Source organism: Brevundimonas denitrificans, from assembly GCF_030160755.1.
GTDB lineage: Bacteria > Pseudomonadota > Alphaproteobacteria > Caulobacterales > Caulobacteraceae > Brevundimonas > Brevundimonas denitrificans.
The window spans coordinates 17,074-25,975 of the sequence record NZ_BSOY01000025.1 but is presented as its reverse complement, the minus strand read 5'-3'; the positions used below and the strand labels follow the sequence as shown (position 1 = coordinate 25,975).

Below are 8,902 nucleotides of genomic sequence, written 5' to 3'. Positions count from 1 at the left end.
GAGGGCCATGGGCAAATGGTACGCGCGGCCGGTCCTGTTCGTGGCCGACGTGCAACGGGCGGTCGACTTCTATGTCGGCAAACTGGGATTCACCGAGAAGTGGCGCTTCGGCGACGAGGTGGCGCAGGTGGACCGCGATGAGTGCGAGATCATCGTCAGCAGCCAGAGGCCGCCCAAGACCGGCATGGGGATGCTGTTCGTCGAACTGACCGCCGCGGACTTCAAGGCCCTTCCCGACGCCTTCGCAGCGAACGGCGTCGCTTTCACGCACGGCCAATGGGGCTATCCGGTGCTGATCGTGGACGATCCGGACGGAAACCAGCTGTTCTTTCCCGACCCCGAAAGCCCGGGCGGTTGAGGATACGGCTTGTCATGCCACGTCAGTTCGCTAAAGAAACGGACTGAGAGATTTTACCGGCAGGGAGGCCGCTCATGTTCACCCACATCACCGTCGGCGCCAACGACGTCGAGGCGTCGCGCAAATTCTATGATGCGGCGCTCGGCGCGCTCGGACATGAGCCGGGCAGCGGGCCGGACGCCAAGGGGCGCTACTGGTGGCGCACCCGCATGGGCGCCTTCGCCGTCGGCACGCCGATCGACGGCGAACCGGCCTGCCACGCCAACGGCGGCACCATCGGTTTCGCGGCCAAGTCGGCCGAGATGGTCAAGGCCTTCCATGACGCGGGGGTGGCGGCCGGCGGCACGGCCATCGAGGACCCGCCCGGCGAGCGCAACGGCCCGTTCGGCACGCTGAACCTCGCCTATCTGCGCGACCCCTCGGGCAACAAGGTGTGCGCGCTGTACCGGGTGGGATGAGGAAGGTCTGGCACCGATGATAGCGATGCGCTATCATCGGTCTCATGGCTCAGGTTCTCATTCGAAACGTCGATGACGAGGTCGTCGCCCGACTGAAGCGCCAGGCGGAGCGTGAGAACGTATCGCTGGAGCAGAAGCTACGTACGGTTCTGGCCCGGGCCGCCAAGCGTGACGCCAACGAGTTCGAGCGTGTCACCCGCAGCATCCGCGAGCAGACGCGCGGCGCCGGTCTCGATATCAACGCGATCATTCGTGAAGACCGGGACCGTTGAGCGGCGCTGTATTTGACGCCAGCGTGACCACGCGCTGGTTTATCGAAGACGATCCCTTGTTCCAGGATTGCCTCAACGCCCGCGAACTCCATGACGGGGTCGCGCCCACGCTGGTGATCGCAGAGACGGCGAACGCGCTGTGGCGATATGTGAGGGCCGGACGCCTGAACGTCGACGCCGCCTGCGACGCGGTAGCCATCGTGCGGGACGAAGTGGCGCTGATTGACGATGTCGATCTGGTTCGGGCGGCGCAGGTTCTCAGTCAAGGCCTGGACCATCCGGTTTATGACTGCCTTTATGCGGCTCTGGCGATGCGGTCTGGCCTCCCCCTCATTTCGGCCGACATGAAATTCATCCGCAAATTCCAATCTGTGACGGGCCTGATATTGAGGCCGATTCCAGCGGTGGCGCCTTCCCTGTGACCCTCGAAACCCTGAAGACCCATGCCGTCCACGGCGGCACGCTGCGCTATCTGAAGCATGACAGCGCGACCACCGGCACGCCCATGGCCCTGTCGGTCTTCGTCCCGCCGGGAGAGGGGCCTTTTCCGGTGCTGATCTGGCTGTCGGGCCTGACCTGCACCGAGGACAATTTCACCACCAAGGCCGGCGCCTATGCCTCGGGGGCGGAGCACGGGGTGATCATCGTCGCGCCGGACACCTCGCCGCGGGGAGAGGGCGTCGCCGACGATCCGGCCTATGATCTGGGGCAGGGAGCGGGCTTCTATGTCGACGCGACCGAGGCGCCCTGGGCGCCGCATTTCCGCATGGAGACCTATGTCGTCGAGGAGTTGATCGGGCTGATCGACGCGGAATTCCCGACGACCAGGGCGCGGTCGATCAGCGGCCATTCGATGGGCGGACACGGGGCGCTGACGCTGGCGTTGCGCCATCCGCACCTGTTCCGGTCGATCTCGGCCTTTGCGCCGATTTCGTCGCCGACCCGGTGTCCATGGGGGGAGAAGGCCTTTACGGCCTATCTGGGTTCCGACCGCGCCCTCTGGGACGCCCACGACGCGGCCCGGCTGATCGAAAAAGGGGTCGGAGAAGGCTGCTTCGACGACATCCTGATCGACCAGGGCGACGCCGATCCGTTCCTCGTGGAACAGCTGAAGCCGGAGCTGCTGGTCGCGGCGGGTGAGGCGGCGGGGCAGCCCATCACCCTGCGGATGCAGCCGGGCTATGACCATTCGTACTTCTTCATGGCCAGTTTCATCGCCGACCACGTCGCCTTCCACGCGCGGCGGCTGAAGGGCTGAGGATGTTGTGCTAGCGTCGGCGCTCCAACCGAAGGGGTTCTGATGCGACTGACCGCCCTTGCCATCGGCCTGATCGCCCTGGCCGTCGCCGCGCCGGCGATGGCCCAGCAGCAGATGACCGATCCCGACTTCGTTCCGACCGTCGCCCGCCCGGCCTATGCGGCCGACGGGCCGAACGTGGCCATCGACGGCTCCCACGACAATTTCCACACCGTCGACGGCCGCTATGCGCCGTTTGCGGCCCTGTTGCGGGCCGACGGCTATCGGGTGCGGGGCGGAACCTCCACGTTCGACGTCAACGGGCTGGTCGGGGTCGATGTGCTGGTCATCGCCAACGCCGCGCCGTCGGAGGGCGGTTCGCCTTTCAGCGCGCGCGAGATCGGGGCGCTCGACGCCTGGGTGCGAAGCGGCGGACGACTGCTGCTGATCGCCGACCATGCCCCCTTCGGGGTCGCGGCGGCCGATCTGGCGGCGCAGTTCGGCGTCGGCATGGGCAAGGGCTGGACGTTCGAGCCCGCAGACAACGCCAACGGACTGACCAGCCAGCTGGTCTATACGCGCGAGAACGGGCGGCTGGGCGACCACGCCATCACCCGGGGCCGGAACGCGGATGAGGCGGTCGTCGCGGTCACCGCCTTCACCGGCCAGTCGCTGATCGCACCCGAAGGGGCGACGGTTCTGATGCAACTGGGGCCCCAGGCCTGGGAGGCGGCGACGCCCCAGGATGCGCCGGCCGCGGTCGAGGCCATGCGCGCGGGCGCCTCGGACAATCCGGCGGTTCATTCGGCGGCCGGACGGGCCCAGGGGCTGGCCTTCACCCACGGCCGGGGCCGGGTGGTGGTGCTGGGCGAGGCGGGGATGCTGTCGGCCCAACTGGTCCGCTTCGACGACGGGCGGCCCGACGTCCGGTTCGGCATGAATACGGCGCCGGGCAATGCGCAGTTCGGGCTGAACATAATGCACTGGCTGAGCGGCCTGCTGCCCTGAGTCCGTGCTAGGAGCGGGACATGACCCAGACTTCAGACGCCGCCCACGCCGACATGTTCGCCGCCCTGTGCAAGGAGGTCGGCTTCTGCCTCCATCCCAAGGGCGAGAAGCGGGTGCTGGAGGCGCTGCCGAACGGTCTGGACGCGGCGGTCCGGGCGGTGTTCGACGCCGAGGGCGTGGATTTCGCTTCGGCCACGGGCGATCTGCGGCGGGCGGTCCGCGACTGTTTGAAGGCCAATCTTCCCGCGCCTCACCCGCAGGGGGAGGGCGGTTAGCCGCAGGAACGAAATTATCCGGCCTCGCTTGGGTTGGGTGAACGGGCGCCTAGATAAGGGCGGACCGAATTGATCGAAGGAGCCGCCCCATGGCCTTTACGCTTCCGCCTCTGCCCTATGGTCACGACGCGCTGGAGCCCGCGATCGACCGGGAGACCATGAAGGTCCACCACGGCAAGCACCATCAGGCCTATGTCGACAATCTCAACAAGGCGGTCGACGCCGATCCGGCCCTCCGCGGCAAGTCGATGGAAGAGATGTTCGCAATGATCTCGACCCTGCCCAGGGCCATACGCAACAATGCGGGCGGGCACTGGAACCACAGCCTGTTCTGGAAGCTGATGGCGCCGTCGGGCAAGACCGGCCGGCCTTCGCCCGAACTGGCCGCCGCCATCGACCGCGATCTGGGCGGGATGGATGCGTTCAAGGCGGCCTTCAACGCCGCCGGAGCGGGACAGTTCGGTTCGGGCTGGGCGTGGCTGATCGTGCAGGAGGGCGTGCTCAAGGTGACCTCGACGCCGAACCAGGACAATCCGCTGATGGACGTGGCCGAGGACAAGGGCGCGGTGGTGCTGACAGCCGACGTCTGGGAGCACGCCTATTATCTGAAATACCAGAACCGCCGGGCCGACTACCTCAAGGCCTTCTGGTCGGTGGTGAACTGGAACAAGGCCAACGAGCTGTTCGCCGCCGCCACGGCCTGAGGGCTTGGCGCGGGCGACGCGGGCCCCCAAATGCAGCGTGACCGTTCGGGCCCCGGCCCGACTTCCGGAGAGCCGCCTGATGAACGCCCAAGCCCGCCTCGCCGCCGCCAGCCTGGTCCTGACCCTGTTCGGCGCGGCCTGTTCGCCCGGGGCGGACAAGGCGGCGGAGCCGGCCTCGGCGTCGGCTCTCGCCGCCAGCCGCGACGTTCACGCCTTCCGCATCGGCGCACTGGAAGCGGTCGCCCTGCGGGACGGCGTGATCTCCTTGCCGAACACCGAGGCCGACAGTCCGTGGTCCGATACGGCGGCGGCGACGACCTTGCTGACCGCCTCGGGACTGCCGGGCGATGTCATAAGCCTGTCGGTCCAACCGCTTCTGGTGCGTGACGGCGACCGGCTGGTGCTGATCGATACCGGCGCGGGCGGGCGAATGGGGACGCAGAACCAACTGGTGACGTCCCTGCGGGCGGCCGGCGCCGACCCGACCCGGGTGACCGACGTTCTGATCTCGCATGCCCATGGCGACCATGTCGGCGGACTGGTCGGGGCGGATGGCTCGCTGACCTTCCCCGGGGCGGTGGTCCACATCAGCGCGCCCGAGTGGGACTATATGAAGGCCGGCGCCGCCCAGGCCGGAGAGGCGGCCCTGCTGGCCGCCGTCACCCCGAGGGTCCGGCCCTTCGCGGCCGGCGCCCAGGTCACGCCCTCGATCAAGTCCGTGGCGCTGGACGGCCATACGCCCGGACATACCGGCTATGAGGTCGTCTCGGGAACGGATCGCTTGCTCTATATCGGCGACGCCATGCACAGCTCGGTGATCTCCGTGCAGCGGCCTGAATGGGTCAATGGCTGGGACACCGACAGCGCCGCCGGCATAGCCACCCGGCAAGGAATGCTGGAGCGCGGCGCCTCACAGTCGTTGCGGATCTACGCCCCGCACTTCCCCTTCCCGGGCCTCGGCCGGTTCCAGCGGCGGGACGACGGGTTCGTCTGGGTTCCGGAAACCGCCGCCCAGCCTTGACGGATGAGCCCGACCCCGTCATAAGCGCGCCCTTCACGCCGTCGGGCCCGCCCGCTTGCGCGAACCACTACGGACGATGCGTGGACCGCCGTTGAGATCGTCTCTCCAGTTGGGGAGGGACCGGGCCGCATCATGAGAAGAGTGACATATGTCCAAGCGCCATAGCGCCAAGTACAAACTCGACCGGGTCATGGGTGAAAACCTGTGGGGTCGCGCCAAGTCCCCCGTCAACAAACGCTCGTACGGCCCCGGCCAGCACGGCCAGCGCCGCAAGCAGAAGGTCTCTGACTTCGGCCTGCAGCTGAAGGCCAAGCAGAAGCTGAAGGGCTACTACGGCAACATCACCGAGAAGCAGTTCGCCGCGACCTACGAGGAAGCCTCGCGTCGCAAGGGCAACAGCTCGGAGAACCTGATCGGCCTGCTGGAGTCGCGCCTCGACGCCCTGGTCTATCGCGCCAAATTCACCCCGACCGTCTGGTCCGCCCGTCAGTTCGTCAGCCACGGCCACGTGACCGTGAACGGCAAGAAGGTCGACATCGCGTCGTACCGTCTGAAGGTCGGCGACGTCGTCGAGGTCAAGGAAAAGTCCCGCAACATGGCGCTGGTGCTCGAAGCCCAGCAGTCGTCGGAACGCGACATCCCCGACTACATCGAGATCGGCGACCGCGGCTTCTCGGTCCGCTTCGTCCGCGTGCCGGAACTGGCCGACGTGCCGTTCCCGGTGAAGATGGAGCCGAACCTGGTGGTCGAATACTACTCGTCCTGAGAACGGTTCGAGCCACGAACTTCAGAAGGCCCCGGAGAAATCCGGGGCCTTTTTGCTGTTCGGCCCGAAAGACGTCGACAGGACGGGCGAACTTCGACGGACCTGGCCTTCCCTTGGGGAACGAACAGGCGCATTTTCAGGACGTCAGGGTTCAGCGGGAGGCTGAGGGATGAAACGGATCGCCACGCTCGCCGCCGCCGCGGCCCTGACCGCGTCCCTTGCGGGTTGCAGCGCCGTGCAGCAGCTGGCCGGCCGATCGCAGGCGTCGGGTGAAGCGCTGCCCGGCCAGGTCGAGCCCGTCCACGCGGCGGCCATCGCGCGCGACGAGGCGGTGTTCTGGGTCACCTCGAACGGCTGCACGGCCAAGGAAGACATCAGGCCGATCGTCCGCGCCTCAAGCGACGGGCCGATCATCACCCTGCGCCGGATCAAGGAAGACCGCTGCCGCGAGACCCTGCCCGAGGGGACCGAAGTGCGCTGGTCGTTCGAGGAACTGGGGCTGGCCCCCGGATCGCGCCTGTCGGTCGAAAATCCGTACCAGCTGCCGCCGGCCTGAGATCAGACGGCCCGGCCGGACTTGGCGTCGGCCTCGACGGCGCTGATCTGCGTGTGGATTACGGACACCGTCGTGCCGGGATGGCCGCCGGCGACCTGGACGCGGGCGTTCAGCTGGTTGGCGAGCGCCTCGACGATACTGGTGCCGAGGCCGGGCGTGGCGCTCTCGGAGTCCGTCGGCATGCCGACGCCGTTGTCGGCGACCGCCAGGGTCCAGTTGGGGCCGTGAGCGTGGTAGCTGACAGTGATCCGGCCGTGTCGCCCGCCGGGGAAGGCGTGCTTCAGGGAATTGATCACCAGTTCAGTGACGATCAGGCCGAGGCTGACCGAGATGTCGGCCGGGACCGTGCTGTCGTCGCAGTCGACGTGCAGCGACAGCTGATCGTGGTCGCGGATCATCGAGGCGCCGACGCTGACGCACAGCTGGTCGAAATAGGGCTTCAGGGCGACTTCGCCGAGGCGCGAGACGGCCAGCTGCTGTTGCAGGGCGGCGACCGACATGACCCGGCTGTGGGCGTCCGTCAGATAGTTGCGGGTCTCGTCTGACTGGGATTTGCGGGCGCTCTGCAGGATGACGCTGGCGATGATCTGCAAGCTGTTGGCGACGCGGTGCTGGACCTCCTGCAGCAGGATGGCCTTTTCGCGCAGCAGGTCGTCCTTCAGCTTGTCGCTGGCCCTGGCCTCGGTGACGTCCGAAATCCCCAGCAGCAGGCGGACCTCGGCGCCGTCGCCATAGGCGAGCAGATGTGCGTTGAGCAGCAGGTTGCGGCGCCCCAGATTCTGACTTTCCAGCTCCATCTCATAGGCTTCGACGGCGGCCGCGCCTGACAGCGTGGCGGTCAGCAGGGAACGCAGCCGCGGCAGGTTCCACTCGCCATCGCCGAGGCCGAGGAAGGGCTCGCCGACGGCCCCGGCGGGGTTGATGTCAAAGGCGGTGAAGAAGGAGGCGCTGGCGGCGACGACCGTCAGGTCGCCATCCAGCAGCACCAGGGGCGCGCTCGAGGCGCCGACCACGGCCAGAGCCAGGGTGAGAGAGTCGTCGGGTTGCATCGACTTGGGGGCGGTCAAAACCGGCCCTCCAGAAATTACCGGAGGCTTCCAAGGCGAAAGCCATACCCGTCTACTTTGTCAGCGAAAAGCGGCCCCCCGTTTCCACGGGAAGTCGTTCGATCCACTATAGGCATCATTCCGGGCGAACACAGCACGGAATCGGCGAGTCGCGAGGTATTGCAACCCGCGGACGATCCCCGGAACCAATCCCGGATAACGCGGTTGCGCAGCCATGTTCACGGTCGAGCAGTGCCTGGCCAAGGCGGTGGAGCTGGAACAGCGGGCGGCGGAGCCGCATCCGGCGGACGCCCGCGGCGAGTACGCCGCGATGGCGCTGCAGTGGCGGCGTCTGGCCGACCGGGCCCGGATTCAGGACCGGAGGACCGCCGCTATCGCCGGAACGCCTCAAGCATAGTCGCCGGGATGCGGTGGGGCCGCATGGTCGCCGAATCCACCAGCACCCATTCCGAGACGCCCTGGGCGCAGACGCGGCCTTCGCCGTCCTCGATGCGGACATAACGGTTGAAGCGCGGCCCCTGCGGGTCGCCGACCCAGGTGCGGGCCGCGACGCCCCGGGCCCCGGGGGGCAGGGGGCGGAAATAGTCGACCTCGTGCCGGGTCGCGACCCAGGACCAGCGGGCGCGGGTCGCGTCGTCGAACCGGGCGTTCCAGTGCGCCGTGCCGGCGTCCTGCAGCCAGCCGACATAGACGACATTGTTGACGTGGCCGTTATCGTCGATGTGTTCGGGACGGACCTCGAGCGGGACGACGAAAATCTCGCGGTCAGCCCGGGGCTCGAGGACCGCGCGCGCCATCAGGCCTCGGCTTGCTCGCCCAGGGGCACACCCTTTTCGGCCATCAGGGCCTGAAGCTCGCCGGCGTTGAACATTTCGCGCACGATGTCGGAGCCGCCCACGAATTCGCCCTTCACATACAGCTGGGGAATGGTCGGCCAGTCGCTGAACGTCTTGACGCCCTCGCGCAGGGCCTCGTCCTGCAGCACGTCCACGCCGACGAAATTCGCGCCGATATGGTCGAGGATCTGCACCGCCAGCGAAGAGAAACCGCAGCGCGGCGCATCAGGGGAGCCCTTCATGAACAGGACCACCGCATGATCCTTCAGCGTGTCGGCGATGAAGGCGTGGATGGGGTCGGCTTGTGCTTGATCGGTCACGGACGCGGGCCTTTCAGTGAAGGG

The 8,902-nt window shown here is 67.4% G+C and carries 15 protein-coding genes; 12 read left to right on the top strand and 3 right to left on the bottom strand.

What is annotated here, in order from left to right; genetic code table 11:
* Positions 1 to 7 precede the first annotated feature (7 nt).
* From QQJ79_RS07280 to QQJ79_RS07230, 11 genes are all read left to right on the top strand, one after another.
* Complete coding sequence (locus QQJ79_RS07280; RefSeq protein WP_284222264.1) at positions 8 to 358, top strand: VOC family protein; 351 nt, start codon at positions 8 to 10, stop codon at positions 356 to 358.
* Positions 359 to 432: 74 nt separating this feature from the next.
* A complete protein-coding gene (locus QQJ79_RS07275; RefSeq protein ID WP_284222263.1) occupies positions 433 to 816 on the top strand; it encodes a VOC family protein in 384 nt (127 codons plus the stop codon).
* Between the two features lie 44 nt (positions 817 to 860).
* On the top strand, positions 861 to 1,088 hold the full coding sequence (locus QQJ79_RS07270) for a FitA-like ribbon-helix-helix domain-containing protein (RefSeq protein ID WP_284222262.1): 228 nt from the start codon (positions 861 to 863) through the stop codon (positions 1,086 to 1,088).
* Positions 1,085 to 1,510, top strand: a complete 426-nt coding sequence (locus QQJ79_RS07265) for a type II toxin-antitoxin system VapC family toxin (RefSeq protein ID WP_284222261.1) — start codon at positions 1,085 to 1,087, stop codon at positions 1,508 to 1,510. Before QQJ79_RS07270 ends, QQJ79_RS07265 begins: the two co-directional genes overlap by 4 nt.
* Positions 1,507 to 2,346, top strand: a complete 840-nt coding sequence (fghA, locus tag QQJ79_RS07260; protein WP_284222260.1) for an S-formylglutathione hydrolase — start codon at positions 1,507 to 1,509, stop codon at positions 2,344 to 2,346. The genes QQJ79_RS07265 and fghA overlap by 4 nt, the downstream gene beginning before the upstream one ends.
* A gap of 42 nt (positions 2,347 to 2,388) precedes the next feature.
* A complete protein-coding gene (locus QQJ79_RS07255) occupies positions 2,389 to 3,333 on the top strand; it encodes a DUF4350 domain-containing protein (RefSeq protein ID WP_284222259.1) in 945 nt (314 codons plus the stop codon).
* A 20-nt stretch (positions 3,334 to 3,353) separates the two neighbouring features.
* On the top strand, positions 3,354 to 3,608 hold the full coding sequence (locus QQJ79_RS07250) for a hypothetical protein (RefSeq protein ID WP_284222258.1): 255 nt from the start codon (positions 3,354 to 3,356) through the stop codon (positions 3,606 to 3,608).
* An 89-nt stretch (positions 3,609 to 3,697) separates the two neighbouring features.
* Positions 3,698 to 4,312 (top strand): superoxide dismutase, encoded by a 615-nt coding sequence (locus QQJ79_RS07245; protein ID WP_284222257.1) that lies wholly within the window; start codon positions 3,698 to 3,700, stop codon positions 4,310 to 4,312.
* A 79-nt stretch (positions 4,313 to 4,391) separates the two neighbouring features.
* Complete coding sequence (locus QQJ79_RS07240; protein WP_284222256.1) at positions 4,392 to 5,333, top strand: MBL fold metallo-hydrolase; 942 nt, start codon at positions 4,392 to 4,394, stop codon at positions 5,331 to 5,333.
* Between the two features lie 148 nt (positions 5,334 to 5,481).
* Positions 5,482 to 6,099 carry a 30S ribosomal protein S4 gene (rpsD, locus tag QQJ79_RS07235; RefSeq protein WP_284222255.1) on the top strand — a complete coding sequence of 206 codons (618 nt, stop codon included), beginning with the start codon at positions 5,482 to 5,484 and terminating at the stop codon, positions 6,097 to 6,099.
* Between the two features lie 169 nt (positions 6,100 to 6,268).
* On the top strand, positions 6,269 to 6,655 hold the full coding sequence (locus QQJ79_RS07230; protein ID WP_284222254.1) for a hypothetical protein: 387 nt from the start codon (positions 6,269 to 6,271) through the stop codon (positions 6,653 to 6,655).
* 2 nt (positions 6,656 to 6,657) lie between these two features.
* Here QQJ79_RS07230 and QQJ79_RS07225 read toward each other — a convergent pair whose 3' ends face one another.
* Positions 6,658 to 7,722 (bottom strand): sensor histidine kinase, encoded by a 1,065-nt coding sequence (locus QQJ79_RS07225; protein ID WP_284222253.1) that lies wholly within the window; start codon positions 7,720 to 7,722, stop codon positions 6,658 to 6,660.
* Between the two features lie 214 nt (positions 7,723 to 7,936).
* Between QQJ79_RS07225 and QQJ79_RS07220 the strand changes: the two genes are divergently transcribed.
* A complete protein-coding gene (locus QQJ79_RS07220) occupies positions 7,937 to 8,119 on the top strand; it encodes a hypothetical protein (protein ID WP_284222252.1) in 183 nt (60 codons plus the stop codon).
* Here the strand turns inward: QQJ79_RS07220 and QQJ79_RS07215 are convergent.
* On the bottom strand, positions 8,094 to 8,519 hold the full coding sequence (locus QQJ79_RS07215) for an acyl-CoA thioesterase (protein ID WP_284222251.1): 426 nt from the start codon (positions 8,517 to 8,519) through the stop codon (positions 8,094 to 8,096). The two genes, QQJ79_RS07220 and QQJ79_RS07215, sit on opposite strands and share 26 nt — an antisense overlap.
* Positions 8,519 to 8,878: a Grx4 family monothiol glutaredoxin gene (gene grxD, locus QQJ79_RS07210; RefSeq protein WP_284222250.1), complete on the bottom strand. Its 360-nt coding sequence runs from the start codon at positions 8,876 to 8,878 to the stop codon at positions 8,519 to 8,521. The genes QQJ79_RS07215 and grxD overlap by 1 nt, the downstream gene beginning before the upstream one ends.
* Positions 8,879 to 8,902 lie beyond the last annotated feature (24 nt).